At 69.4% G+C, this 25,629-nt stretch carries 21 protein-coding genes and 1 pseudogene; 15 read left to right on the forward strand and 7 right to left on the reverse strand.

Annotated features, from left to right (window positions below):
- Positions 1-125 precede the first annotated feature (125 nt).
- The 3 genes from RCR19_RS33910 to RCR19_RS33920 all read left to right on the forward strand — a co-directional run bounded on the left by RCR19_RS33910 (position 126) and on the right by RCR19_RS33920 (position 1,381).
- Positions 126-710, forward strand: coding sequence for a DinB family protein (locus RCR19_RS33910; RefSeq protein ID WP_331268580.1), 585 nt, complete (start codon positions 126-128; stop codon positions 708-710).
- A gap of 108 nt (positions 711-818) precedes the next feature.
- The gene (locus tag RCR19_RS33915; RefSeq protein ID WP_331269630.1) at positions 819-1,115 is read left to right on the forward strand and encodes a transposase; all 297 of its coding nucleotides are present in this window, start codon (positions 819-821) and stop codon (positions 1,113-1,115) included.
- Entirely contained in the window at positions 1,112-1,381 is a 270-nt protein-coding gene (locus RCR19_RS33920) for a transposase (protein ID WP_331269631.1), read from the forward strand. Before RCR19_RS33915 ends, RCR19_RS33920 begins: the two co-directional genes overlap by 4 nt.
- Before the next feature lie 225 nt (positions 1,382-1,606).
- Here the strand turns inward: RCR19_RS33920 and RCR19_RS33925 are convergent, their stop codons facing one another.
- A complete protein-coding gene (locus RCR19_RS33925) occupies positions 1,607-2,794 on the reverse strand; it encodes an IS4 family transposase (protein WP_331268581.1) in 1,188 nt (395 codons plus the stop codon).
- A gap of 484 nt (positions 2,795-3,278) precedes the next feature.
- Entirely contained in the window at positions 3,279-3,704 is a 426-nt protein-coding gene (locus RCR19_RS33930) for a DUF6223 family protein (protein ID WP_331268582.1), read from the reverse strand.
- Between the two features lie 196 nt (positions 3,705-3,900).
- On the opposite strand from RCR19_RS33930, the gene RCR19_RS33935 reads away from it, so the two are divergent.
- Together RCR19_RS33935 and RCR19_RS33940 are read left to right on the forward strand one after the other, a co-directional pair.
- On the forward strand, positions 3,901-5,028 hold the full coding sequence (locus RCR19_RS33935) for a histidine kinase (RefSeq protein ID WP_331268583.1): 1,128 nt from the start codon (positions 3,901-3,903) through the stop codon (positions 5,026-5,028).
- On the forward strand, positions 5,025-5,687 hold the full coding sequence (locus RCR19_RS33940; RefSeq protein WP_331268584.1) for a response regulator transcription factor: 663 nt from the start codon (positions 5,025-5,027) through the stop codon (positions 5,685-5,687). The genes RCR19_RS33935 and RCR19_RS33940 overlap by 4 nt, the downstream gene beginning before the upstream one ends.
- 1,158 nt (positions 5,688-6,845) lie before the next feature.
- Here the strand turns inward: RCR19_RS33940 and RCR19_RS33945 are convergent.
- Positions 6,846-7,730: a GNAT family N-acetyltransferase gene (locus RCR19_RS33945; RefSeq protein ID WP_331268585.1), complete on the reverse strand. Its 885-nt coding sequence runs from the start codon at positions 7,728-7,730 to the stop codon at positions 6,846-6,848.
- Positions 7,731-8,156: 426 nt separating this feature from the next.
- Between RCR19_RS33945 and RCR19_RS33950 the strand changes: the two genes are divergently transcribed.
- The 7 genes from RCR19_RS33950 (at position 8,157) to RCR19_RS33980 (ending at position 16,957) form a co-directional block, all read left to right on the forward strand.
- Positions 8,157-9,365: an ROK family transcriptional regulator gene (locus RCR19_RS33950; RefSeq protein WP_331268586.1), complete on the forward strand. Its 1,209-nt coding sequence runs from the start codon at positions 8,157-8,159 to the stop codon at positions 9,363-9,365.
- A 126-nt stretch (positions 9,366-9,491) separates the two neighbouring features.
- Positions 9,492-10,841: an extracellular solute-binding protein gene (locus RCR19_RS33955; protein ID WP_331268587.1), complete on the forward strand. Its 1,350-nt coding sequence runs from the start codon at positions 9,492-9,494 to the stop codon at positions 10,839-10,841.
- Between the two features lie 2 nt (positions 10,842-10,843).
- Entirely contained in the window at positions 10,844-11,842 is a 999-nt protein-coding gene (locus RCR19_RS33960) for a sugar ABC transporter permease (protein WP_331268588.1), read from the forward strand.
- A complete protein-coding gene (locus RCR19_RS33965) occupies positions 11,839-12,696 on the forward strand; it encodes a carbohydrate ABC transporter permease (protein ID WP_331268589.1) in 858 nt (285 codons plus the stop codon). Before RCR19_RS33960 ends, RCR19_RS33965 begins: the two co-directional genes overlap by 4 nt.
- Before the next feature lie 27 nt (positions 12,697-12,723).
- Positions 12,724-14,007, forward strand: a complete 1,284-nt coding sequence (locus RCR19_RS33970; RefSeq protein ID WP_331268590.1) for a 6-phospho-beta-glucosidase — start codon at positions 12,724-12,726, stop codon at positions 14,005-14,007.
- Positions 14,000-15,025, forward strand: coding sequence for a BadF/BadG/BcrA/BcrD ATPase family protein (locus tag RCR19_RS33975; RefSeq protein WP_331268591.1), 1,026 nt, complete (start codon positions 14,000-14,002; stop codon positions 15,023-15,025). Before RCR19_RS33970 ends, RCR19_RS33975 begins: the two co-directional genes overlap by 8 nt.
- A 333-nt stretch (positions 15,026-15,358) precedes the next feature.
- Positions 15,359-16,957: an NAD(P)/FAD-dependent oxidoreductase gene (locus tag RCR19_RS33980; protein WP_331268592.1), complete on the forward strand. Its 1,599-nt coding sequence runs from the start codon at positions 15,359-15,361 to the stop codon at positions 16,955-16,957.
- Between the two features lie 252 nt (positions 16,958-17,209).
- On the opposite strand, the gene RCR19_RS33985 is transcribed toward RCR19_RS33980, so the two are convergent.
- From RCR19_RS33985 to RCR19_RS33995, 3 genes are all read right to left on the reverse strand, one after another.
- On the reverse strand, positions 17,210-18,193 hold the full coding sequence (locus RCR19_RS33985) for a zinc-binding dehydrogenase (RefSeq protein WP_331268593.1): 984 nt from the start codon (positions 18,191-18,193) through the stop codon (positions 17,210-17,212).
- Positions 18,194-18,237: 44 nt separating this feature from the next.
- Positions 18,238-19,104, reverse strand: a complete 867-nt coding sequence (locus tag RCR19_RS33990) for a helix-turn-helix transcriptional regulator (protein ID WP_331268594.1) — start codon at positions 19,102-19,104, stop codon at positions 18,238-18,240.
- 523 nt (positions 19,105-19,627) lie between these two features.
- Positions 19,628-20,713, reverse strand: a complete 1,086-nt coding sequence (locus tag RCR19_RS33995; protein ID WP_331268595.1) for a helix-turn-helix domain-containing protein — start codon at positions 20,711-20,713, stop codon at positions 19,628-19,630.
- 102 nt (positions 20,714-20,815) lie between these two features.
- Between RCR19_RS33995 and RCR19_RS34000 the strand changes: the two genes are divergently transcribed.
- Positions 20,816-22,060, forward strand: coding sequence for an MFS transporter (locus RCR19_RS34000; protein ID WP_331268596.1), 1,245 nt, complete (start codon positions 20,816-20,818; stop codon positions 22,058-22,060).
- Here the strand turns inward: RCR19_RS34000 and RCR19_RS34005 are convergent.
- A pseudogene (locus tag RCR19_RS34005) lies at positions 22,023-22,186 on the reverse strand (site-specific integrase); the annotation flags it as partial. The gene RCR19_RS34000 and the pseudogene RCR19_RS34005 sit on opposite strands and share 38 nt — an antisense overlap.
- Before the next feature lie 343 nt (positions 22,187-22,529).
- Between RCR19_RS34005 and RCR19_RS34010 the strand changes: the two are divergent.
- The gene (locus RCR19_RS34010) at positions 22,530-23,603 is read left to right on the forward strand and encodes a LacI family DNA-binding transcriptional regulator (RefSeq protein ID WP_331268597.1); all 1,074 of its coding nucleotides are present in this window, start codon (positions 22,530-22,532) and stop codon (positions 23,601-23,603) included.
- A 777-nt stretch (positions 23,604-24,380) separates the two neighbouring features.
- A complete protein-coding gene (locus RCR19_RS34015; protein WP_331268598.1) occupies positions 24,381-25,628 on the forward strand; it encodes a sugar ABC transporter substrate-binding protein in 1,248 nt (415 codons plus the stop codon).
- Position 25,629 lies beyond the last annotated feature (1 nt).

Raw genomic sequence — 25,629 nt, forward strand, 5'->3', positions numbered from 1 at the left:
CAAGTTCCACGACTCCTTGTAGTGGCTCAGGGCGGCGGCCATGGCCAGGCTTCGGCTCTGCTGGTCGTTGCGGTCCACGTACGGGATCTTGAGGCCGCGAGCAGCCCATGGCAGGCTCCTGTCGCATGATCGGTGAATTCGCGAAGGACAACCTGCACGGGAGACTGCGGCGGGACCGCAAGGCGCTGCTCTGGAAGCTCGACGGCCTGTCCGAATACGACGCCCGCCGGCCTTTGACAGTGACCGGGACCAACCTCCTCGGCTTGGTCAAACACGTGGCCAGCGTCGAGGCCAGGTACTTGGGCGAGGTCTTCGACCGGCCGTCCCCGGAACCGCTGCCCCGGTGGCAGGACCACGACGGCAGCGATCTGTGGGCGACTGAGGACGAGGCGCGTGATCAGATCATCGAGTCCTACCGGCGTACGTGGGAACACTCAGACGCGACGATAGGCGAGCTTGCCCTCGATGCCCCGGGCCACGTGCCGTGGTGGCCGGAGCCTTATAACAACACGAACCTGTTCGCCATCCTGGTCCATGTCCTCGGCGAGACCAACCGGCATGCCGGGCACGCCGACATCCTGCGCGAAGGCGTCGACGGCCGAACCGGAATGCGCCCCGAACACGAGTTGCAGATCGATGAGGAAGCCCGCGCCGCCTACTGCGCGAAGATCGAGCAGGCCGCCAGATCGGCCGCATCAGTCAAGGCATAAAACGCTGTGCCACATGACTTGATGTTCGGGCGGCATGATGCCGGCCGTGAGTGCTGATCTGTCGAAGCGTCTGGTTCCTGACGAGTTCTGGGAGCTGGTCGCCCGTTACTGCCGTCGTTCGCGGCTCGACCGCAAGGTGGCGGGACCGCTCCGCGTGACGAGCGGGCCGTGTTCACTGCAGTGGTGTACGTGCTGACCAGCGGCTGTGCCTGGCGGCATCTGCCGCCGACGTTCGGCACGTCCTCCGCCACCGCGCTTCGCCGCTTCACGATATGGACTGGGGTCGGCCTCTGGCGTCGGCTGCATCGGGCGGTGCTGGACGAACTCGGGGCCCGGGGCGAAGTGGACTGGACCTCGGCGATCGTCGACGCGGCCTCCGTCCGCGCCAACAGGGGGGCTTACTGACGGGGCCGAACCCGGTCGATCGCGGCAAGAAGGGCAGCAAGCTGCACGTGCTGTCCGACGCCCAGGGCGTCCCGCTCGCCGTCGCCGTATCAGGTGCAAACATGCACGACAGTCTCGCCCTCAAGCCGCTCATCCTCGGCATCCCCGCCGTCCGGTCCCGCCGGGGACCACGGCGGCGCCGACCCGTCAAACTCCGTGCGGACAAGGCGTACTTCTCCGCCGAGCACATCAGCTGGCTGCGCGAGCGTGGGCTAGTCCAGACCTAGCCCCAATGCCGTTGCTTTTACGGGTTCGCCGGTTGGGGTCTTATGACGAGAACGGCTTGCGTGCCGGTGCGGGTCGGCTGCGGCCAGGCACGATGCTCGGCTCGTCTGAGGTGGTAGTTGGACATCTTGCGTTTCACGACGCGGGGCTGGCTGCGGAGCCGTCTGACAGGCAGGAGTCGTTCCAGGAGGTCCTGCTCGAGCATCACCAGTGCTCTGACCAGGAGGTCAGGGGGAAAAACTGCCCGGCGTGACGGTCACGCTGCGCCGGGCAGAGCGCAGGGTCTCGGTGAAGGAAACCCGATCAGGGTCCAGGCCACGGGTGGCAGCCGTTCTCAGCATGAGCTCGCGCAGTGCGTGGTGGACCAGGAGGTGTGCCCAGATCTGCTGACGGACACCTTCGGGTGTCTTGCTGCTGAGGACGACGCGTGCGCCGCGCTGGTGTGTCTTGATCTCGGCGAAGACGGACTCGATCTCCCAGCGCTCGCGGTAGAGCGCGGCCAGTTGCCGGGCCGGATACCGTCGGGCGTCCAGCAAAGTGGTGACCAGGCGGTATCCGTCACCCCCGTCCGCGCCAGCCTGTTCTTTGACCCGGTAGGCCAGGACACGCACCACGACCGGCTGATCCCGGGCGGGGCCACTGCTCGCCCGGATATGAGAGAGCCACGACCCGTCACGGAACTGCCTGATCACCGGCAGGACGCGGTTGGCGGGCACTCGCCACAGCAGGTCGGCGCCGGTCGCGGTGAACGCCTGCCACAACGGGACTCCGAGGAACTCACGATCGGCCAGGACGAGCTGACCCGGGCCGACCGACCGGGGCAGGCGGGCGACCAGGGTGACTTCCCCGGTGCGGCAGCCGGCGAGTTCCGCATCCAGCACCGCATGACTGCCCACCTCCACCAACGCCGCCATCCGCACCTGCGGGAACGCACTCCTGCCCGACCCACGGCCACTGCCGGGACGTCCGAAAGCGGCTTCGTTCGCCTCGCTGTCCGCGACGTCCCAGCAGGTTCCGTCGACGGCCAGCAGCCGTAAGTCCCGCCAGAACGCACCGGGAGTCGCCTCAGTGGCCATCGGCTTCGCGGTCGCGGCGAACAGCACCCGCAAAGGCTCGGATCCCAGCCGCTCCCGAGCCCTGAACAGCGAGGACTTCGCCGGAACACGCCAGGTACCCAGCAGGCCCACACCCCGCAGTCCCTCGACGAGGTGCCGCATCACTTCCAGATACGGAGCAGGCGAGAACAGGGCCAGCCCCAGCACGAAGTACACCACCAACCGGGCGGGAAGCAGCCGCTGACGCTGCTCAGAACGCCCACACGCGGCCACCACCCGATCCACCAAACCTGGCGGATACACCCAGGTCAACAAGCCAAGACCCGATAAGTCAGACACACTCGCAGCCACCCGAACCACCCCCGAGACCCACTGCCAAGCAGACTACGCCCACAGCAAAGGCAACGGCATTGGACCTAGCCCCTATTTCCTGCACGCTTTCCAACTGTCTGCGTCCCCGGTCGGTGGCGTTCGTATGCGTTCGCGCCGCAGCTCAGACGGAGTGCGCGCATAGCATTGAACGCCAACGGCCATCCGCGCACTGGACAAAGATCAGGACAACGAGGGCCTTCGCGGGGGTACGCAATCGGGCCCGGGCTGCGCCTGCACTCCGCTGCCCCGTTCCCCGCTCCGCCCGGGCTGACATTCGCCTTACAAGTTCGATCACAGATCTGGATTGCTGCTGTACCGCCATGCGGTGGGCGGTCCTTCCACTCCACGGCTGGATACCACGATCCAGGGATGCGCCATTGTGACTGGTATTCCTTGAACGTTCGGCCAGGCCGTCGGGCTGCTCTCGCGTGTCGAAGAACGTGCCCAGGAGCCGACGAACAGGGGGAAGATTTCAGGCAGACCCGAACGTGCGCTCGTATTCGCTGTGGTCAGTCGGTGCGGCAGCGCGGCGGGAGCGGGCCAGAGCCAGCCCGCCGAGGGCCATGGCGACCAGGCCCAGCACCAAGGCCAGGGCGCCACCGACTACTCCGTTGCCGGTGCCGGGACCACCGTCGGCGACGGCCAGATTCAGCGCACCGTTGAGCACGGCGATCAACCCGGACACCAGGGCCACGACAGCCCCCCTTTTCCCGCTGTTGCCGATACGGCGGGCGGAACGTGCCAGCGCCAACCCGCCGATGACCGCGCCGGCCAGCCCCAGCAGCGCGGCCGAGGAGGCCCACAATCGCGCGGCGGTCAGGGTGTATGAATCGACGTGGGCCGACTGGGCGAAGGCGTGCCCTGCCGTTGCTGCGGCAAGCGTAAATCCGTCTGCCATGAGGTACTCCTTCTCGTCCTGCGGCTGGTCAGGGCCTGAGCATGTCCGACGGACCCACCGCCGGTCGTTCCGCAGACGCAGACACTTTGTGCTGCCGCCGCTGCGGCAGGCGCCGCGAAGCTACCGCGTGGGCGGTAGCCTGCCGCTCGTCCACGAGGGGGACTCGCCCGCCGCGTCATCCGGCTAGGGTGCGCGCATGGTCAAAGGACGGATCCGTGTCCCGGCCGGTGTCGCAGACTGGGCGATCGCCGCCGGAGTGGCGGCGCTGCTGCTGGGCACAGGGTGGTCCGGAGAGCACCCCGGCACGGGACCCGATCTGATCGGCTACGCGCTGCTGGCGGCCGGCGGACTGGCGCTGGCCGCGCTCCGCCGGGCTCCCCTTGTTGTCCTGGCCGTCACCGGGCTGTGCGCGGTGGGGTATCAGGCGGCCGGTTTCGACGTGCTCGCCGTGTCGTACCTGGTCGCGGTCTACGGCGCGGTGCGGGCCGGGCACCGTGCCATCACGGTGGCGGCGTCCGTGACCATGCTGGTCGCTCTGAACCTGACGGCACTGGTTTTCCACGACGGGCCCGTGGGCGAGGCGCTCGCTCGACCCCGCGGCGTCCTGGAGTTGGCCTGGCTGATCGCCGCCTTTGCCGCAGGGGAGGCTGTGCGGCAGGCCGAGCGGCGGGCGGACGAAGCCGAGCGCACCCGTGAGGAGACCGCGCGACGCCGGGCCGATGAGGAACGGCTGCACATCGCACGTGAGTTGCATGATTCGCTCACCCACCAGATCTCGATCATCAAGGTGCAGTCCGAAGTTGCCGTTCACCTGGCCCGTCGGCGCGGCGAGCAGGTGCCGCACACCCTGCTGGCGATCCAGGAAGCCGGACGTGAGGCGACTCGCGAACTGCGCGCGACCCTTCAAGCGCTGCGCGACGACGACACCGCACCGCCCCGTGGGCTCGACCACATCCCCGAGCTGGTGGAACGGGCCGGCAGCACCGGTCTGAAGACGACGCTGACCATCAAGGGACAGAGGCCCGATGTGTCGACCGCGGTGGGCCGGACCGCCTACCGGATCGTTCAGGAGTCGCTGACCAACATCGCCCGCCACGCCGCCGCCGCCACCGCGTCGGTCCGGATCGACTACCGGCCCGACGCCCTCGCGATACGCATCGACGACGACGGCAAGGCCACGCCGGACACCGCGCCAACGCTCGGCCTCGGGCTGCTCGGCATGCGCGAACGCGTCACCGCTCTCGGCGGCCGACTGCGCGCCGAACCGCGCGGCGAGCGCGGTTTCACCGTCCAGGCCGAACTCCCCGTGGAGCAGACGTCGTGATCCGCGTCCTGCTGATCGACGACCAGCCACTCATTCGCAGCGGATTCCGCGCACTCCTCGACCTCGAAGACGACATCGAGGTGGTGGCCGAGGCCGCCGACGGGAACGAGGGCCTGGCGCTGGTCAAGGAACACCTGCCCGACATCGTGCTCATCGACATCCAGATGCCGGTCGTCGACGGCATCGAGGCCACGCGGCTCATCGCCGCAGACCCGGCCCTGGCCCAGGTGCACGTCGTCATCCTGACCAACTACGGTATGGACGAATACATCTTTAACGCGCTGCGCGCCGGCGCCGCCGGATTCCTCGTCAAGGACATCCTGCCGGAAGACCTCCTGCACGCCGTACGCGTCGCCTCCCGCGGCGACGCCCTTCTCGCACCGTCCATCACCCGAAAGCTGATCAACCGGTACGTCGCCCAGCCGCTCAACACCACTGCCGGCACTGGACTGGAAGAGCTGACCAACCGCGAACGCGAGGCCGTCGCACTGGTCGCGCAGGGACTGTCCAACGACGAGATCGCCGACCACATGGTGATCAGCCCGATGACCGCGAAAACCCACATCAACCGGGCCATGACCAAGGTCCACGCCCGTGACCGCGCTCAGCTCGTCGTCCTCGCCTACGAATCCGGCCTGGTAGCCCCACGCAACTCCTGACATCCACGACCCGGGTGCAGGCCTGCCCGCCGATGATTCTCCGGGGAAACGCGCGAGCTCACGGCCAAAGTCACGGCGACTATGGACCTGCGGGCCGCATCCACGACGGCGACGGTACGATGCACGGTCCCCGTCGGCCTTTTCCTCCCGGCGATGTCGCCAGCCCGGACTCTTTCCAACTGTCCGCGTGGCTTTTCGGGGGCGTCCGGGGGGCACACTGCAGGTCCGACGCGATGAGCGGACGGCGACGAACTGCGATGCCCGCCGGTGAACCGGACAAAGACCAGGACAACGAGCGGCACTCGGTGAGGCGGGTCGGTGGTAGCGATCGTGACCTACTGACACCAGCGCTGGCGGTGGAGGCGCACGCATTCCACATCGATCCTGTGCTGCGAGTGGGCCCGAGCGCCCTGCCGCTCCAGCAGACGGGACGCCAGGATTCACGTCATCCGGCGTGGGCGTCAGGTTCCGTGGGCGAGTACAAGCATCACTGCAGTCTCCGCAGCCTTCACGCCCAGGAACCGGCGGCCGTCCCCTTGAGAGCCGCGGCATCCATTCCGTTGTCCAGCAGGAAGCCGACCGGGTCGGGCTGCGCCATGTCGAAGGGGTAGTCGCTGTCGCAAGGGATCCCCTCGGGTGATGCGGGCGCAGCAGCGTCAGCACCTGCGGATCGTAGGTGATCGTGTCGCCAAGGATTCGCCGCCGTGACCCTGACCAGCGCCCTGTTCATCACTCTGCCGATCGCCGCCGTCGTCACAGTCGCCACCGCCATCGGTCGCGCGCTTGATCCAGGCCACCCACACCGAAGCCCACCACCACTACACCAGTCACGTCACCCAGCAGAACGCCAACCTCAACGCTCCCACTCCAAAACTGACGATCATCGTTGACACCTGGGTTTCCGGTCACTACGGAGACCCACATGCCGAAGTCCACGCCCCTCACTCCGCCGCTTGAGCGTGAGGCCAAGCGGTGCCTGGCCGGTGCCTGGCCGTCATACGCCGCGTCGGAGAGGTCACCGGGAACGTCGCCATGCCCTGCCGGTGCTTCGGGATCCGCTGGCAGGCCTGCTACACCTGGTACCACTGTTACCAGGGCGAGGCGTCGAGGGCCTGCGTACGCGGTGGGCCAGAAACCTGCTGTGGTCCTGAGGAGTTGTCAGCCCTTCGTGGTGGCGTCCCCGAACTCATGCGTCGCGAAGTCGGCCACCGGCTGGTAGCCGAGCCGCTGGTAGAGGCCGTTGCTCGTAGGGTTGGCCAGGTCGGTGAAGAGCAGGACCTCCTTGGCCCCCGAGTCGAGCGCGGCTTGGCTGGCCTCGGCGGTGGCGCCCCCTGCGTAGCCGCGGCCGCGCAGCGGGGCGGGGGTGTAGACGGTGGTGACGCGGACCTGCGCGGCGACCTCGGGGGAGGCGCTCGCCATGGAGACAGGTGTGCCGTCGGGGGTCTCCCACAGCACGACCCCGCCCTGGGCGAGTCGGCTCTCGGCCCAGCTCCCCGGGTCGGGCCGGGTCTCCTCGCCTATGTCCGTGCAGAACTCGTCATACCACTGTGCGAGCAGTTGGCGGTCGTCCGTCACGGCGGCGCGGGCGCGCCCAGGGGGCGCGGGCTCAGGCGGGGTGAGAGTGCCGAGACGGTAGAGGCGCTGGCTCATCGCGAGCCGGGCGGTGGCCTTGGTGCGTCGCTCCCAGGCGGCCGCGAACTCGGCAGCCGCTTCCGACGGAGCGAAGACCGACGGAACCGCCCGGCCGTCCTTGACGAGCAGTACGGCCAGTGCGTCAGCCGCCCCGTAGGGGAGAGCGGTGAGCTGGAGCTGGAACGGGGGCGTGCGCATGACGGTGGCGCGCACGGTACCGTCATCGCCCACGAGCCGGCCGAAGTAGGGCGCATCCTCGCCGTACGCGGTGATCCCGTTCGTCCGCACCATCTCGCTGACCGTCAGCTGGACGGTGTGCAACGCGGGCTCGGACCAGAGGAACTCCCCGGCTCGGTCGAGGAGCTCCTCGACGTCCTGCGTGAAGTGCCAGCTGTATGCGTCTGTGGCCATGCACCACGATCTCGTGAACGCGGCGCTGGCGCATGTGTTTTACACGGCCACCTGTCTTTGGCTGCGGCAGGGCCGGCTCCCGGTTGCTTGCGCTGGTGACCGTGAGTTCGGTGCCGAGGGGGAGCTGGGGGGCCGGGCGGGCGCACATCGTGGCACCGCGAGGGTCCTGGACGGTCGCGCTGACAGGTTTGAAGACGACGAGCTCGTCGGGCCGGACGCCCCTGCGCCCGACCGGAGATGACCCTCGTGCACGTGCTGGGCACTTCAAGCCGTGGCCTTCAGACCGCTCCCGGCCTCGCCTGGCGTACAAGCGGACTTGACCGCCGTCTCACGGAAGACGCTCGGAGGGTTGATTCCGGCCAGGCCCGCGCGTATAAATAAGCAACTTTCTTTCTTACAGGGCGCTGATGGCGAGATGAGGGCACCGTGACCCGCCGTTATCCAGCAGGTCCGCAGCGGTTGCTGCGTTCGTTGAACGGTCGTGCCGTCCTTGAGGCGATCGACGAGGCGGGCCCGGTCACGACCACCGACCTGGCCGGGCGGATCCCGCTCTCCCGGCCGACCGTGGCCGCCGCGGTCGGACTGCTGCTGGAGCGCGGGGTGATCACCGAGGTCGGCCCGGCGACCGGCCGCAAGGGACCGGCCCCCGCGCAGTACCGGGTGAACGCCGACTGCGCCTTCGGGATCGGTGTCGACGTCGGGCACCGGCGGATCCGCGCCGCGGTCGCCGACGTCACCGGCCGGATCCGGGCGCGGGCGGAGACCGGCCAGCACGGTGAGCGGGGTGCCGACGCCCTCGTCGGACAGGTCCTGGACATGTGCGCGGGCCTCGCCGGGCAAGTCGGCCGGGAGCTGCAGGAGATCACCCAGGTCGTTGCGGGCCTGCCTGCCGCGGTCGGGCCCGATGGGCGCCGGCTGTCGTACGCGGCGGGGCTGCCGGACGCCGGGAAGGGGCTTGGCGAGGCGCTCGGCCGGGCGGTCCCGGTGCCGCTCGTCCTGGAGAACGATGTGAACCTCGCGGCGCTGGCCGAGCGCACGCACGGTCTGGGCACCGAGACCGACGACTTCGTGTTGGTGAGCCTCGGTGTCGGGCTCGGCCTCGGACTGGTAGTGGACGGGCGGGTCCGGCGCGGCGCCACCGGGGTCGCCGGTGAAGCCGGCTACCTGCCCAGCGACCGCATGATCGCACCGGTCGGGCAGCGCCGGGATCTGGTGCAGGAACACCTGGGCGCCCGCTACATCAGCGCCGAGGCGCGACGGCTGGGCCTGCCCGGTGATGGCAGCCCGCGCGCCGTCTTCGACCTGGCCCGCGCCGGTGATCCCGGCGCGCTGGCGATCGTCGACGACACCGCCCGCAGCGTCGCCTACGTGGTGGCCTGCGTCGTCCCCCTCATCGACCCGGCGCTCATCGTGCTGGGCGGCGCCATCGGCGCCAACGGCGATCTGCTGCTCGAGCCGGTCGCCCGTCATCTGGCCGATTTCACTACCTTCCGGCCGCCCATCGTCGCCTCGGGGCTGGGTCAGGACGCCGTGCTCAACGGAGCCACGACCATGTCGGCGAAGCTGGCCCGCGAGGCTGCCTTCGCCGCCGCCACCACTCCCGTGCCGCAGGCTGAGCCATCGACTCCGTCCTGAGAAACATCGCGGCGACGCTGTCTTGCCGGACAGCATCGCCGCTACTGGTCACCGGGCGTTGCCGCGCCCGTCGACCGACGACCGATCCGGCACCCAGGAAATCCCGTCTCCGAGGAAGGACGATCAGTGTTCAAACCTATCACCGGGGCTGCGGCCGTCACGGCCGCCGGAGTCCTGCTGCTGGCAGGCTGCACCTCCACCGGGCCCTCCGACTCCCAGCCCCAGTCCGCCATATCCCCAGGCGCCTCGCACACGGCCACCACGGTCACCGTCTGGACGTTCAACCACCTGCCCAACGAGGTGGCCGCGTTCAAGGCGACCCTGAACCAGCTGCACAGCAAGTACCCCTGGCTGACCGTGAAGTTCGTGCCCAACAAGGACGACGCCGCCTACGCCAAGGCCGTCGCCGCGGGTGACCCGCCCGACGTCTTCATCAGCTCCGTGCCCGACAACGTGGCGAAGTTCTGTTATAACGGCACGGTCGCCGACGTCGGCCCCTATCTGACCTCGGCCAAGATCGACGCAGCGAAGACCTTCCCGGCCGCGACCCTGGCCTACACCCGCTACCAGGGCAAGCAGTGCGCGCTGCCGCTGCTGACCGACGCCTTCGCGCTCTACTACAACAAGCAGATGTTCAAGGCGGCCGGCATCACCGAGCCGCCGAAGACACTCGCCGAACTGACCGCCGATGCAAAGAAACTGACGGCCAAGAACTCCGACGGCTCCATCAAGACATACGGCTTCGTGCCGCGCTCCGACTACGACGTCAACCGCTACCTCTTCACCGGTGCGCACAGCGGCACCGACTTCTACGCCGGCAACGGGAAGACCACCTTCGCCTCCGACCCCAAGTGGCAGCAACTGCTGAAGTGGGACCAGGAGCTGATCGACTACTACGGCGAGGCGAACGTGCAGAAGTTCGTCGGCCGTTACCAGCCGCACGCCGACGACGCCGGCAACCCGCTGCTGACCGGCGCCGCCGCCATGGAGCTCGACGGCGAGTGGCACGTCGGCGAGATCGCCTCGGAGAAGAAGGACTTCGACTACGGCGTGGTGCCGATGCCGGTCCTGGACGGATCGTCGGGCACCTACGGCGCGGGCAGCACCCTCGGCACCGTCGCCTACCTGTCGGCCGGCTCGCAGCACAAGCAGGAGGCATTCTTCGCGCTCCAGCAGCTCACCACCGACACCGCGTTCCTCAACACCCTCGCCGACACCGTCTACAACGTCCCGACCACGTTCGCCGCGCTCAAGGCCTGGGACAAGCGCGACGACCCGCACTGGAAGCCGTTCGTCGACATCTTCGAGAACAAGCACTCCTCCTACAAGACGCTCACCCCGGCCGGCATCGAGGACCTCGACGCCTGGCGGGCGTTCCTGCTCGACTACGAACAGGGCAAGGTCAAGGACGTGGCGAGCGGTCTCGCCGAGGTCGGCAAGAAGATCGACGACCTCAACTCCCAGAGCGGGCAGTAGCGATGACGACCCTTCTCGCCCCCGTCGGCGACGCCCCGGGCACGGCGCACCAGCGCACCGCCCGGGGCGGGCGGCGCCGACCGAGCCGAGCCCGCTGGTGGGTCGTACTGGCCTTCCTGTCCCCGTTCATCATCGGGTTCTGCGTCTTCGTGCTGTACCCGGTGATCGCCACGCTCTACTACTCGCTCACCGACTTCCAGGCCGGCTCCTACCGGCCGGTCCAGTTCGTAGGACTGCGCAACTACCACGCCCTGTTCACCCAGTCCGACACCTTCTGGGTGTCCGTGCGCAACACCCTGTGGATGGTCCTCGTCATGGTGCCGCTGCGCACCGCCTGGGCCATGTTCACCGCCTGGGTGATCATCCGGGTCAAGCGCGGCCGGGCCGTGTACCGCACACTGTTCTTCCTGCCGTCGATGGTGCCGGTCGTGGCCGCAGCCCTGTCGTTCATCGTTCTGCTCAACCCGGTCGGCCCCCTCAACCGGCTGCTGAACCTCTTCGGCGTCGACGGACCCGGGTGGTTCTCCGACCCCGCCTGGTCCAAGCCCAGCCTCGTCCTGATGGCGCTGTGGGCGAGCGGCAACGTGATGGTCATCTTCTCCGCCGCCATGCTCGACGTGCCCCGCGAGCTGTACGAGGCGGCCGAACTCGACGGCGCGGGCACCTGGCAGAAGTTCCGCAGCGTCACCCTCCCGGCGATCTCCCCGGTCATCTTCTTCGCCCTGCTCACCGGGATGATCTACACGTTCCAGTACTTCACCGAGGCGTTCGTCGCCTCCAGCTCCGCGAACGCCACCTCATCCAGCAACGACCTGATCGGCTACCCCGCCAACTCGCTGCTCTTCTACTCGACCGAGCTGTACCGGCAGGGCTTCGGGTACTTCAAGACCGGCTACGCCTCGGCCATGGCCTGGCTGCTGTTCCTCGTCATCTTCGCGGCGACCGTCGTCTTCATCCGCGCATCGCGCCGCTTCGTGCACTACTCGGGCGGTGGCCGATGAGCACTCTTCAACTCACCAAGCAGCGTACCGGGCGCCGTGCGCTGTACGTAGTCGCCGAGCACGCGCCCGCCATCGCCGTCGCACTGTGCTTCCTACTGCCGCTGACCGTCTGCGTGCTCACCGCGTTCATGACCCAGCACCAGGCCGGCACCGGCTCCCTGTGGCCCTCACCCTGGGAGTTCGGCAACTTCGGCGAAGTCTTCAAGGCCATGCCGTTCGGCCGCGACCTGCTCAACACCATGCTCTACGCCGGACTCTCCACCATCGGCGTCGTCGTCTCCTCGGTGCCCGTGGCCTACGCACTGGCCCGGCTGCGGTGGCGCGGCCGGGAGGCGGTCTTCCTGGTCGTCCTGGCCGCAATGATGATCCCGGCCCAGGTCACCAGCCTGCCGCTGTACGTCATGTACGCCCACGCCGGCTGGGTGGGCACGCTCAAGCCGCTCATCGTGCCGTCGTTCTTCGGCGACGCGTTCAGCATCTTTCTGCTGCGCCAGTTCTTCCTCACGATCCCGGACGAGTTCACCGAGGCGGCTCGCGTGGACGGTGCGGGCGAACTGCGCATCCTGTGGCGGGTGCTCATCCCGATGGCCCGCCCGGCCATCGCGGCAGTCGGCCTGTTCGCCTTCCTCTACGCGTGGAACGACTTCTACAACCCGCTGCTCTACACGGGCAATAGCGACACCGGGCAGACCCTGGCCGTCGCCCTCAGCCAGCTCGCCAAGAACGGACACCAGAACGCCTACCAACTGCAGATGGCGGCCTCGCTGCTGTTCCTGCTGCCCGTCCTGGTGTTGTTCTTCCTCGCGCAGAAGGTCTTCGTCGAGGGCATCGCACTGACCGGCGTCAAGGGCTGACCCGCCACATCTCACCTGGGAGCACGAGTGAAAATCACCGTTGTCGGCGGTGGCAGCACCTACACACCCGAACTGATCGAGGGCTTCGCCCGGCGCGCCGACGTGCTGCCGGTCGACGAACTCGTCCTGCACGACATCAACACCGAACGCCTGGACGTCATCGGCGGCCTGGCCCGCCGCATCCTCGCCCGGCACGGCTACCCCGGCCGGCTGACCACCACAACCGACCTGGCCCAAGCGGTGGACGGCGCGGCCGCCGTCCTCGTCCAACTGCGCGTGGGCGGCCAAGCGGCCCGGCTGGTCGACGAGACCCTGCCGAACGACTTCGGCCTGCTCGGCCAGGAGACCACCGGCCCCGGCGGCTTCGCCAAGGCCCTGCGCACCGTGCCGGTGGTACTCGACATAGCCGAGGAGGTACGGCGCCGGGCCCAGCCCGGCGCCTGGATCGTCGACTTCACCAACCCCGTGGGCATCGTCACCCGCGCCCTGGTGGACGCCGCACACCGCGCCGTCGGCCTGTGCAACGTGGCGATCAAGTTCCAACGGCAGCTGGCCGCCCTGCTGGGCACCGACCCCGACCGGGTACGCCTCGGCCACGCAGGCCTCAACCACCTGTCCTGGATCCGCTCGGTCACCGTGGACGGCCTGGACCGGCTGCACGACCTGCTGACCGGCGGGACACTCGACGAACTCGCTGCACAAGTCCGGCTCCCCGCAGGCGCACTACGCGACCTGGGCGCCATCCCCTCCTACTACCTCCACTACTTCTACTGCACACAGGAGGAGATCCGGACCCAACAGGCCGGCGCACATCGCGCCGAACAGGTCCTCGCCATCGAGAAGGAACTGCTCACGCTCTACGCGGACCCCGCCCTCGACAGCAAACCCGACCTGCTGGAGCAGCGGGGTGGGGCCTACTACAGCGAAGCCGCCGCAGCCCTGGTCACCAGCCTGCTGACCGGCGACGGCGCCCATCACTACGTCAACATCCGCAACGACGGGCTACTGGCCGGCCTGCCGGACGAAGCGGTGGTCGAAGTGGCGGCCGACGTCGACACAGCAGGGCCTCGTCCAGTGCCCGTGCCACCGCTGCCACCCGAGATGCTGGGTCTCGTCCAGGCAGTGACCGCCTACGAGACCCTCACCGTGAAAGCGGCCCTGACCGGCGACCGCACGGTCGCACGGCGAGCCCTCATGGCCAACCCGCTTGTACGCGAATGGGGTGTCGCCGCCACTCTGCTCGACGCCCTGCTTGAGGCCAACCGCCGCCATCTGCCCCGGTTCTTCGCGAGCGAGGCCGCCGATGCCTGATCTCGTCGTGGGAGTCGACGGCGGGAACTCCAAGACCGACCTCGTCCTCGCGGACACCGACGGGCGACTGCTGTCCTGGGTACGCGGCGCGGGCACCCGCCCGCACACGGAGGGCATGGAGGCCACCACCGAACGACTCGCCCGCCTCGGCCGGCAAGCGCTGGCCGAGGCCGGCCTGCCCGAAACGACTCCGGTGACGGCCGGCGCATACTTCCTCGCCAACGTCGACCGGCGGGCCCAGGAACGGCTGGCCCAGCGACAGCTGACACAGCTGGGTGTGGCCGAGCGAACCGTCGTGCATAACGACACCCTCGCCGTCCTGCGGGCCGGCGCGCCGGACGGCTGGGGGGTGGCCGTGGTGTCCGGCGCCGGCATCAACGCCGCCGCTCTCCATCCGGGCGGCCGCTCGGCCCGGTTCCTCTCCCTGGGGGACATCACCGGGGACTGGGGCGGCGGACTCGCGGTGGCCCGGGCCGGCCTGGGCGCCGCCGTCCGCGCGGGCGACGGGCGGGGACCGGCGACCCGACTGCGCCGGGAGCTGCCCGCGCACTTCGGGCTCGACAGCGTGGAAGCCGTCGCGCTGGCCGTCAGCGCCGGGGAGATCCAGGTCACCGCGCTGCACGGCCTGGCACCGCTGGTCTTCGCGGCCGCCGAGAGCGGGGACGCGGTGGCCCGCAGCATTGTGGAACGCCTCGGGGACGAGATCGTCACCATGGTTGTCGCCCTGCTGCGCCGACTGCGTCTGCTGCGCACCACGACCCCGGTGGTCCTGGGCGGCGGCACCCTCCAGAACGACCAACAGATGCTACGGGACCACATCGGCGCCCGCCTGGCCGCCGAGGCACCGCTGGCCCTTCCGCGGGTCCTGGACGTGGCACCGGTCGCAGGCGCGACAGCAGAGGCACTGGTGACCGCGGGCGCCCCAGCCCAAGCGCAGGAGCGGCTCCGGGAGACCATCGCCACCAGGAAACCACCGGACGCGTCCGCCGACTGCGCACCCGGCTCGGGACCGCGCTAGGACGCTGCTGGACGAGCCCGGTTCTGGCCCGGTGCGTGGGTGCCGTCCACAGCGGCGTGTGGGTCCGCGCAGCTCACGCAGTCAGTCCCGACCGGCCCGGACAACCACCAGGAAGCCACCGGCATCGGGTCCTACGGCGGCGTCGCCGGCCGACTCGCGAACAACGTACTGCCCGGCGAGATGGTCAGGGCTCGGGGCAGCTGCTACAAGCGTTGGACAGTCGGGTGTCCGACGGTAAGGCTGGGTCGGCGGGAGTCACGCCCTCGTCCTCGCCGACGGTGGCTCGCTCAGGTGGAGCCTTGGCACCCCACACCTCACGCATGAGGAGCGCTGATGACACCTACCTTCGACGCGGTCGTGATCGGGTCCGGCGTCAACGGCTTGGTTGCCGCCGCCGAGCTGGCCAAGGACGGCTGGTCGGTGGCCCTCGTAGAAAGAAGCGACCGGCTGGGCGGCTTTATCGCCACCGAGGAGCGGACTCTGCCCGGCTACCTGCACGACACGTACTCCTCGTGGCACCCGCTGTTCGTGTCCGGCGGGGCCTACGCCGCCCTCGGTGAGGACCTGCACCGTCACGGTCTGGAGTACCGCAACACCGACGGACTGATCACGGGCACCGTCACCGACGAAGGCCGCGTGGTCCTCGCCCACCGGGACGCCGCAGCCACTACGGAGATGTTCCGCCACTCCGAGGACCGAATCGCCTACCTCACCACGCTGCAGAGGTTCCTCGACAACGCCGACGCGCTGGGCGGCATCCTGGGTGGTGAGCCACGCTCGCCCCGTGTGCTCCGGCATGTGCTCAAACTGCTGCGCCGCGAGCGTTTCAGTGGCACCGAGGAGTGGTTGCGCGCCGCCGTGACCAGCGGCCGCTCCTACTGCCGCGGCACCTTCCGCGGCGACGAGCCTGATGTGCTGTGGACACCCTGGCTGCTGCACGCCGGACTGTCTCCGGACCACGCCCTGGGCGGGCTGATGCTGCCTGTCATGGCCGCGACCCTGCATGGTTTCGGCGTGCCCGTGGTGGCGGGCGGCGCCCGGAACTTCGTCCAGGCCTTCGAGGCGCTGCTCGGCGAGCTCGGAGTGCACGTCTTCACGGGACAGTCGGCGGAGCGGCTGCTCCTCACGGGCGGCCGGGTCACGGGTGTCGCCACCGACGGCGAAACCGTCCGGGCCCGCCACGCCGTCCTGGCCTCGGTGACCCCGACCGCGCTGTATGGGGAGCTTCTGCCACAGGACGCGCCCGTCCCGCCCGCCATCCGTGACGAGGCCCAGCGCTACCGGTACGGACGCGCCGCGATGCAGCTCCATGTCGCCCTCTCCGCCCCGCTCGGCTGGCGTGATGCACGCCTGGCCGACATTCCGCTGGTCCATCTCAGCGACGGGTCCGCGAGCACCGCGATCGCGTGCGCGGAGGCCGAGGCGGGGCTGTTGCCGCGCAGGCCCACGCTGGTCGTCGGCCAGCAGTATGTCCTGGACCCTTCACGCGTGCCGGAAGGCGCGGCGACCTTGTGGATCCAGCTCCAGGAACTGCCCTACAAGCCGACCGGCGACGCGGCGGGCGAACTGGACGCCCAGGGCCGCTGGACGAAGGAGCTGACCGAGGGATACGTCCAACGAGTCCTGGCCAGGATCGCACTTCACGCGCCCGACCTGCCGGAGAAGCTGCTCGCCTGGGACGCCGTCACACCGTCGGACCTGCTGGCGCACAATCCGAACGCGGTCGACGGCGACCCCTACGGCGGCTCGGCCGAACTCGACCAGGCCCTGCTGTGGCGCCCCCTACCCAGCGCGGCCCGGCACGCCACACCTGTACCCGGCTTGTGGCACATCGGCGCCTCGACCCACCCCGGCCCCGGCCTCGGCGCCGGGTCGGGACACCTCGTGGCCCAGCACCTCGTCCGCGGCAGGCGCCGGAGCAGGCGCCGCTGACACGCGGTGAGGTGGGCGTCTGCCCTGCCACCTGGTGCTGTGACCGCATGGGTTCACTGGGTTTGCGGGTCATGCTGCGACCACGAGGGAGCGTCCTCCCCAGCGCATGCCCTTCTCGCTGCGCATTCGGCTGCCCACTCGTCGCATCGGCGGCGGCGAACCGTTGGGTACTCGACGTACCCCGCCCCATGCCGAGGTCAACGACGCGTCAGGACGTATGACATGGCCTGAGCAGGATCCCACGGTCGTGGTTCACGGGGCCGTGACGTCGAGCACGAGCTTGCCGGTGGTAGCGCCCGATTCGATGCGTTGGTGGGCTTGGGCGGCTTGCTCCAGTGGCAGGGCCTCGACCTGCACCCTCAGGTCCCCTGCCGCTGCGGCCGCCACCGCGCGGCGCACGGCCCGACCGGTCTCCTCGGGGAAGGCGGCGGCGAAGGCGGCCAGGTTGAATCCGGAGACGGTCCTGTTGGTGAACCACAGTTCGTTGGCTGGAATACCGACGTCGACGGCACCGGAGGCGTTGCCCATCACCACCAGTCGCCCCATCGGAGCGAGCCGGTCCAGGCTGGTGTGGCGGACCGGACCACCCACCATGTCCACCACGATGTCGAACTCGCCGGCGTCGGCCATCTGATCGCGCAGAATCACCTCGTCGTAGCCGAAGCTCCGGGCGGTCTTGATCTTGGCCGCGCTGCCGACGGTGCCGACCACCCGGCCGGCACCCAGTAGCCTGGCCGCTTGGCCGAGTTGGCTGCCCACGCCGCCGGCAGCCGCGTGGACCAGGACGCTCTCGCCGGGCTCGATGCGGGCCACCCGGTCCAGCACGAGGAACGCGGTGGTGCCGTTGGACGGCAGCGCCGCGGCGACATCCATCCCGATGCCTTGGCCGTCCAACGGCGCGACCAGGTCCGCGGAGGTGACCACCACCTCGGCATAGCCGCCGCTGTCGACGATCGTGAGCGCCGCCACCGGCTGCCCGACGACCAGGTTCTCAACGCCCCGGCCCACCGCACGGATCCGGCCCGCCACCTCGATGCCGGGCACAAAGGGCAGCGGTACGTCGACCACACCGCGCCGGTAGAGGACCTCGGCGAAGTTGGCGCCCGCGTAGGCCACGTCGATGGCGACCTGGCCCGGTCCGGGCTGGGGAACCGCCACGGTGGCGACACGGAGCACCTCGGCCTCGCCGAACTCAGGGATGATCACTGCCTTGATCTGCGTCTCGCTGCTGTTCATGGCAATGATCCTGCGGGCGCGTCGGCGTCGTGGGCAGTGTCCGCTTATCCGGGGTGTGGCACCACCAGGCTGGGCTGCCGCATCAGGGCCTCCACACGGAGCTGGGTGTCGGTTCCGGAACGGGGGTTGTGCAGGATCAGGTGGTGGCCGGGGTGTTCGGGCAGCGGCAGCAGCGTGGCATCGAAGACCAGCGTCCCGGCCTCCGGATGATCGACCGCCTTCACCGCGTGGGTGTGCTCGGCCGCATCGTGGCGCTCCCACAGCTCGGCGAATTCGGGGCTGACGGCCGCCAGGTCGGCGGCGATGCGCTCGAACTCCCCATCGTCGGGGTAGCGCGCACCGTCGGCTCGGAATGCGGCGGCCACGTCGGCAGCGGTCTCGGCCCAGTGACGATGCAGCACCCGGTAGCGGGCGTTGGTGAAGAAGGAGACGAGGCAGTTGTGGTCGTCGTCGCCGTAGCCGAACACCACGCGCGCCGCGTCGTTGACAGCAGTGAAGTTCCAATGGCGGTCGCGGACATACCCCGGCCGCGGCGACCAGGAATCCAACAACCGCTGCACTTCGGGCGAGGGCGCCACCGAGGGCCGGGCGGAAATCTCAGGCGCGTTCAACCCGGCCAGCCGGTAGAGATGGGCATGCTCGGCGACATCCAGCAGCAGCACCCGCGCGATCGCGTCGAGGACCTCCTCGGACACCTTGATGTCCCGCCCCTGTTCCAGCCACGTGTACCACGACACCCCGACCCCTGCCAGGACCGCGACCTCCTCGCGGCGCAGCCCCGGCGTACGTCGCCGTCCGCCCGCCGGCATCCCGACATCAGCGGGCGAGACCCGGGCGCGGCGGCTGCGCAGGAACTCCCGCAACTCGATGCGGCGGCTGTCGCGGGACACTGAGGAATCACCACTAGCCATGGATCGCACCCTAGTTGGGCTTGGCGGGGTCTGCATGCGGCGGTGCTGAACAACCTGGTGAGAGCCGCGTGGGCCAGCCCGCTGCAAAGCTGCCGGCCACCCTTGCGAGGCGGGGACAGCGAGTGTCGACCTGCTGAAGCGATTGGGTCGGCCGGCAGCGTGATCCGCGTACCGTTGCCACACCAAGGCGTTGTAGTGGGGGAGGCGATGCCGGGCGAGTCCAGTGTCGCTGATCCTTGACACGTCCGACCGGCCGGTACTCCTTCGAGCTCCCCGACGTGCCCGACGGCCCGCGTCCGCTTCACGACCAGGAGGCGACCGACGAGAAGGGACAGGCCCCGGCCCGAACGGCCGGACGGGACGCCCCCGGTGTACAACCAGAGGGAAGGTTCGGCGGTGCAGCCGCCGCGACGCCCGTTGCCCTAGGCCAGCAGGCGGTCGCGCCGGTACTGCTCGGCGGCCTGCCGAGTCGGACGACGCTGCGAAGGCGGTGGTCGCCCGCGTCCTGATGGACGGAAGCCGCTCAGCGCAGTACGGCCGACAGCAAGTCGGTGCCCAACGCCGCCAGATCGGACAGCTTGAGGGTGTACCGGACGTAACGACCGTGCCGCCGAGCTGTGAGCAGGCCTGCGCGGCGCAGTACGGCAAGGTGGCGGGACACCTCCGGAGGTGAGAGTTCCCAGAAGTGGGCCAGCTCGGCGGTGGTGTGCGGGCCGCGGGCCAAAGTGCGTAGCAGCCGCAGCCGTATCGGATGCGCGAGCGCCTCCAGCCGGAGGGTGACCGTCTCCAGAGAGACCGGCTCAGCCGGACCCGGCTCGGCGACGGGGTACTGCACCACCGGATGCCACCTGGGCGCGTGGACCGCCACCAGGTGCGGGCGGCCGAAGACGCTGGGGATGAAAGTGACCCCGGCGCCACGGGCGGCGGTCGCCTTGTCCTGCACCTTGTCCACGATGATGCAGTCGCCGTCCGGTGCCAGGGTGACCGCGCCGGAGACCGAGGCGAGAGCCGCCCCGACGCCCTGGCGCCTGAGCAGTTCGTTCTTCAGTCGCAGATCGGTTGCGAGCTGCACCGCGACGCCCGCCCAGGCGCCGTCGAAGAAGGCTCCGGCGCACTCTTCGAGGGTGTGGCGCACCCGCGTTCGTACCGCGGCCGGGTCCGCGAGCAGCCGTTCCGCGAAGGCCTCCTGCAGCGCGCCGCGAGCCTGGGCCACGTCCAGGGCCCGCTCGCGTGCTGTCGAGTCGGTCAGCGGCGACGCCCCCGCGAAATGGACCCGGTTGCTGCCGCACGTGGTGACGAGCGCGGCGGTCACATACCTCTCGTCGTCGATCCGGTCCACGTCGTCCAACTCCTCGGCGAGGGTCGGCCGGGGTCGCGCGGGGATCAGGAAGTCGGCCTGTGAGGAACGCCAGAGGAACTCCGCCTCCCTGAGCCGCTCGGCCAGCTCCGGCCGCAGCCCGGCCCAGACGTCCGCGGCCCAGTCGGCGAACTGCGGATGGTGACCGGGTTCGAACAGCACGTGCAGCATCGCGGTCAGCTCGGCCAGCGGGGAGGCGGCGAACCGCACTCGCTCGGACGGCAGACCGCTGATGTCGATCCTCAGCGTCATCCCCCCATCATCACCGCCCGGACAACCCGGCGACGGCGTCGATTGACGATGTGCGTCAACCGACGTGCCCTGCCCCAGCGGCCGAACGCACCGTCTGACGCCATGGCAACCATCACCGGAATCCAGCCCCGCGTCCTCGTCCGCGCCTCAGGAGGCCCCCGCTATGTCGTCGCCCTGGCCGTGGACGCGCTGGGCACCGGCCTGCTGCGGCCCACTCTCCTTCTCTATGGCGTGACGGTCCTGAGGCTGTCCGCTCCGGTCACCGGCACCGCCATGACGGTCGGCATCGTCGCGGGTCTGGTGTGCATGCCCTCAGTGGGCCGATGGCTGGACCGCGGCGCACGGAGCACGGTCGTGGCCGCGTCGATGCTGGTGCGAGTGCTGGGCGTGGCCTTGCTGCTGGCCGCCCCGGAGGGGCACATCTGGCTTTTCGCGACGGCATCGCTCTTCCTCGGTATCGGCAACCAGGCATGGCCGGCCGCCCACGCCGCGCTCGTGGCCACGGTCGCCCACGGCCGGGAACGGGACACCGCCCTCGCAGGGGCTCGCGCCCTGCGCAACGCCGCCCTGGGCGTCGGAGCACTCCTTGCCACCGCATGCATGGCGGGCGGCACCACCGCACTGCGGGCGCTGGCAGCTGTCACCGCGCTCGCCTACCTCGCCGCAGCCGCCTTGGCGTGGTCGGTCCACGTGCATGCACATCCAGCGGAGGCCGCCCCGGCCAAGGACCGGGACGACGAGCCCGCACCCCGGATGCTCGCGCTGCTTGCCGCCAATGTGATCTACGTCTTCTGCCTCAACGTCCCCGAGATCGCGCTCCCTCTGGTCCTGGTGACGCAACTCCACGCGTCCCCGGTGTGGCCGGCAGTCGTCTTCGTCTCCAACACGGCGCTGGTCGTCACCCTGCAGGTGCCGGTCACCGTCCTCATGTCCCCCTTCTCCCGGCGGACCGTGCTGGCCCTCTCCGGCGTGGTGCTGGCCGCGTCCTACCTCGGCTTCCTAGCGGCCACCTCACTGGGACACGGCTGGGCCACCGCGGCCGTTGCCGCCGTGTCCGTGGTCTGCACGATCGGCGAGATCATCTACGCCGGCAGCGCCACCGCGCTCGTCACCGCAATCGCCCCGACCCACGTGCTGGGACGCGCCCTCGCCCGCTTCCAACTCTCCACGGGCTTCGGCCTCGCCGTCTCCCCGGCGGTCATCACCACGCTCGCACCCCACGGCCCGGCCGCCCTCTGGGGCAGCCTCGCCGCCGCGACACTCCTCTCCGCCTCCGCCGTTGCCACCGAGAAGGATCAAGCAACGCGGTTCAGCGGTTGCCGCCCCCGGGCGCGAGCAGGCCTGTGAGCTGGGCAATCGCCTCTGGTGACGGTTGGAAGTAGCGGCGGACGCTTTGTCCACTTCCTTGTGCCGTGACTTCGCCCTCAGCATCAACAGGGACGCGTTCTGCTCGCCGAGGTTGGTCAGCGAGGACTGGCACAACTGGGGCACGGAGAACCACGTGGCGTCCAGGACGCGCACGTCCCCGAGGTTGCCCGCCTCGCCGCGCATCACGTCCGGCAGCAGAACGACCGGCTTGCGCCACGGGCCCCGAGCAACCCGGACAGCTGGGGCAGCGAAGCGGCGTCAAAGCGCGACGACGTCGAGCGGACCAGCAAGAGGCTCAAACCCTCGACCCTCCCTTTTCCCCATGATCACGGCTTGCCTGATCAGGCCCACGAGACCTACAGTGAATGCGCTTTCATTTTTCTTTCGGGGCGCCGTGACGATGGTGTTGTCGGCATGGGCGGCCCCGACCGGTGAACGGAACCGCATCGTGACAGCCGCGCCTACCGTGTACGACGTGGCGGAGCGCGCGGGCGTCTCCATCGCCACTGTCTCCCGGGTCTACCGCACTCCCGATTCGGTCCGCGCCTCCACCCGTGAACGGGTGCTCGCTGCAGCCCGCGAACTCGGCTATGTCCCGAGCGGGAACGCCCGCGGTCTGGCGAGCCGTTCCACCGGAGTGATCGGCCTGTGTTTCCCCGACTACGGCGACCCCGCGGCCGATACCGAGGACGACGACACGGCCATGCTCTACTCGGATCAGATCATCCGGGGCATGGAACGCGCCGCCCGCCGTCACGGCTACGCCCTCCTCATCGCCGCCTCGCTGAAGGGTGGCGCCGCAGGGTTGGTCGCCAAGGTCGCTGGACGCGTCGACGGCTTCGCGGTGATGGCCCGCACGGTGCCCACCGAGGAACTCGAAGTGATCTCCCGGCGCATGCCGGTCGTGATGCTTGCGGGCCCTCGTGAAGGCACTGCGTTCCTGGATCATCTCGACCACATCGAGGTGGCAAACGAGGACGGTCAGCACGAGCTGACCCGTCACCTCCTGGTCGATCACGGCGTCCGGCGCCCCGCCTACATCGGCACCATCGAGCAGTCGCCGGACGTTGAGGCCCGCTTCGACGGCTTCCGGCTCGCCTGCCGGGAGGCGGGCGTCGAGACGGGCGACGAACCCGCGCTCCGCCTCGGCCGGTTGACGCAGGAAGAGGGCGCTCGTGCGGCCGCGTGGTTGTGCGAGAGTCCCGGAGAGCTGCCGGACGCGTTCGTCTTCGCCAACGACCAGACGGCCGTGGGCGCCCTGCGTGAGCTGGAACGCCGTGGCCTGTCGGTCCCGGACGACGTGATCGTCACGGGCTTCGACGGCATCCCGCTGAGCCGCTTGGTACGGCCCGCCCTCACCACCGTGCGCCAGCCCATGGTGCGCATGGGTGAGGAGGCGACCGAACTCCTGGTGCGCCGCCTCAGCAGCAAGGGCGAGGGTGAACCCGTCTCCCGCGTGCTCCCGGTCAGCGTGGCCCGACGCGCCAGCTGCGGCTGCACGGAGACGACCCCCACGCTCTGAAAGCGCCCGGTGCAGAGGGAGGGTCGGGACAGGCGCGGGTGTGGGCGGGGCTGAGTTCAGGGCGTGGCACGACGGTCGCTGGATGGTCCCGTGTGCTGTTCTCCTACAGAGGCGGCAGAGGCGGCAGAGGCGGCAGAGGCGGCACCCGCGGTGCCATGGAAACGGCGCATGCGGGGATCCAGGTGGGGCGGTCACCCTGGCATCCGCTCACGAACTCAAGCAGCGCCGGTCGTGCAATCAGTAGGCCACAGCCAGGTACCCCTCCGTCCGCCACCCCGAAGCCTGCCGTAGGTTCACCGCCCGCTTCGGGATACCGGTCAAACGTCATGCGGCCGGCCCGGACAGGCTCCGCGAGATGCCGGAGGGTGATTGCGCATGCGAAGCAATCGCGAGTGGGCGGGAGTCGGCGGGGTACCCTGGCCGGGCCTGGGTCGCGGGACTTGGGGCGGCCTGTTTGGGCCAGCTCAGCCGGGTACATTGAGGTGCCGTGCAAGGGGAACACCGTATGGCGGGCTCTTCGGGACGTGAGGTGAAATCCCCCACACAGCTGCTTTATTCTTGCAAATTTCCGAATCGGCAATGCTCCGATTCGTAAGGGTCCCGTGCATGCGGACCTTGCCGTGTCTCGCGCCCTCATGAGAAGCACCCGCTGATGTCTGGGCCGTTACGCGAGTGTGACCAAGGCCCCTCTTGTCAGTTCGGGACTGGCTGGAACAGAGTGATGTATGCGCTTACAGGCAGCGCATACATGCATCAAGCTCGAGGAGGAGCCGTCCAATGAACCGCGCCGCCGCAATCGGTTCGATCACCCTCACGCTGGCGTCCGTGCTGGCCCTGACCGCTTGTGGTGGCTCGGGTGGCGCTGGTGTCGCCGCCGGCGCCAAGCAGACGCTCACGGTCTGGGCCATGGGCACCGAGGGTGAGAAGCTCGGGGACGTCGCCAAGGTGTACGAGAAGGCCCACCCGAACGTCACCATCAAGGTCACGCCCGTGGGCTGGGACGTCGCGCACCAGAAGCTGGTCGCCGCGGCCGCCGCCGGCAAGCTCCCCGACGTGGTGCAGATGGGCGGGAGCTACCTCGGTGAGTTCGCCGACATGGGCGCACTGGAGCCGGTCGACACCACGACCTTCAAGCAGGGCGACTACTTCCCCGCAGCCTGGCAGCAGGGCCAATACGACGGCAAGACGTACGGCGTCCCGTGGTACGTGGACACCCGCGTCCTGTACTACCGCACCGACCTCGCGAAGACGGCCGGCATCGCTCAGGCCCCCGCCACCATGGCCGACCTGCAGAAGGACGCCGCGGCATACCAGTCCAAGGCGCACACCAAGTACGGCCTGTACATCCAGTCGGCCGGCCTCGACACAGTGCAGAGCTTCTACCCGTTCCTCTACTCGGCCGGCGGCGCGATCCTCGACGACACGGGCAAGCCCGTCGTCAACTCACCCGAGGCGGTCAAGGCCCTCGACTACTACAGCAGTTACATCAAGAAGGGCCTGACCCAGAAGTCCGTCCCGCCGGGCTACGATGTCACCAAGGACTTCAACACCGGCGCAGCGCCGATGTTCATCGGCGGCCCCTGGATGTCCGGCCTTATCGCCGAGAACTACCCCGACCTCAAGGGGAAATGGGCCATCGCCCCGCTCCCGGCCGACACCAAGGGCTCGGTGTCGATGGCCGGCGGCTCCAGCCTCGCGATCTCCGCGGACAGCCAGCACAAGGCCGCCGCGAATGACTTCATCAAGTACCTGACCGACCCGGCGGGCCAGGCCGACTGGTTCACACGCACCAACGACCTGCCGGCCGCCCGCGCTGCCTGGAACACCGGCAAGCTCGCCACCGACCCCGACCTGAAGATCTGGAAGCAGCAGGTCGAGACGTCGAAGACCATCCCGTCCGAGCCGAAGCTGACGGAGATCACCTCCAAGGTCGACACCGCCATCGGCGCCGTCACCCAGGGCAGCTCATCCGCCAAGTCCGCGCTGGACCAGGCCCAGTCCCAGATCGAAGGGCTCGTCAAGTAAC

The organism is Streptomyces sp. WAC07094 (genome assembly GCF_036320405.1).
Lineage (GTDB): Bacteria > Actinomycetota > Actinomycetes > Streptomycetales > Streptomycetaceae > Streptomyces > Streptomyces lannensis.

What these genes read in the sequence shown, in the direction of transcription:
- RCR19_RS33990 (WP_331268594.1), bottom strand. Translation starts at nt 19,104, where the DNA reads ATGGCTAGTGGTGATTCCTCAGTGTCCCGCGACAGCCGCCGCATCGAG.
- RCR19_RS33980 (WP_331268592.1), top strand. Translation starts at nt 15,359, where the DNA reads ATGACACCTACCTTCGACGCGGTCGTGATCGGGTCCGGCGTCAACGGC.
- RCR19_RS33935 (WP_331268583.1), top strand. Translation starts at nt 3,901, where the DNA reads ATGGTCAAAGGACGGATCCGTGTCCCGGCCGGTGTCGCAGACTGGGCG.
- RCR19_RS33995 (WP_331268595.1), bottom strand. Translation starts at nt 20,713, where the DNA reads ATGACGCTGAGGATCGACATCAGCGGTCTGCCGTCCGAGCGAGTGCGG.
- RCR19_RS33910 (WP_331268580.1), top strand. Translation starts at nt 126, where the DNA reads ATGATCGGTGAATTCGCGAAGGACAACCTGCACGGGAGACTGCGGCGG.
- RCR19_RS33945 (WP_331268585.1), bottom strand. Translation starts at nt 7,730, where the DNA reads ATGGCCACAGACGCATACAGCTGGCACTTCACGCAGGACGTCGAGGAG.
- RCR19_RS33965 (WP_331268589.1), top strand. Translation starts at nt 11,839, where the DNA reads ATGAGCACTCTTCAACTCACCAAGCAGCGTACCGGGCGCCGTGCGCTG.
- RCR19_RS33975 (WP_331268591.1), top strand. Translation starts at nt 14,000, where the DNA reads ATGCCTGATCTCGTCGTGGGAGTCGACGGCGGGAACTCCAAGACCGAC.
- RCR19_RS33985 (WP_331268593.1), bottom strand. Translation starts at nt 18,193, where the DNA reads ATGAACAGCAGCGAGACGCAGATCAAGGCAGTGATCATCCCTGAGTTC.
- RCR19_RS34000 (WP_331268596.1), top strand. Translation starts at nt 20,816, where the DNA reads ATGGCAACCATCACCGGAATCCAGCCCCGCGTCCTCGTCCGCGCCTCA.
- RCR19_RS33960 (WP_331268588.1), top strand. Translation starts at nt 10,844, where the DNA reads ATGACGACCCTTCTCGCCCCCGTCGGCGACGCCCCGGGCACGGCGCAC.
- RCR19_RS34015 (WP_331268598.1), top strand. Translation starts at nt 24,381, where the DNA reads ATGAACCGCGCCGCCGCAATCGGTTCGATCACCCTCACGCTGGCGTCC.
- RCR19_RS33930 (WP_331268582.1), bottom strand. Translation starts at nt 3,704, where the DNA reads ATGGCAGACGGATTTACGCTTGCCGCAGCAACGGCAGGGCACGCCTTC.